Genomic DNA, 321 nt, shown 5'->3' with positions numbered 1-321 from the left:
AACTTAAGAAATGGGGGATTAGCTCAGCTGGCTAGAGCGCCTGCCTTGCACGCAGGAGGTCATCGGTTCGACTCCGATATTCTCCACTGAAGTTCTCGAGTAATCGGGAAACTGAAAGTTCATTGACATATTGAAAAAGATACATGAAATAATATATAAAGAGATCGTTCTCTTTTATATATAGTAATAATGATTAATTAAGGTTTACGAGCTTTTAATTAATCATAAAGTTTAATTTTTATCTTCGGATAAGGATTAAATAGTAACTCATTAAAAAGACAAAAGTACAATAAGCTAAATAAGAGCGTATGGGGAATGCCT

The 321-nt window shown here is 34.0% G+C and carries 1 tRNA gene; it reads left to right on the top strand.

Going from position 1 to position 321, the window contains the following annotated elements:
• The first annotated feature begins 12 nt into the window (after nt 1-12).
• Nucleotides 13-86 (top strand) — tRNA-Ala (locus ITJ86_RS17225).
• Nucleotides 87-321: the final 235 nt, after the last annotated feature.

Origin of the sequence: Winogradskyella marina (assembly GCF_015645385.1) — a bacterium.
Taxonomy (GTDB): Bacteria; Bacteroidota; Bacteroidia; order Flavobacteriales; family Flavobacteriaceae; genus Winogradskyella; species Winogradskyella marina.
The sequence above is the reverse complement of the archived record's forward strand: the minus strand, read 5'-3'. Positions and strand labels throughout refer to the sequence as shown.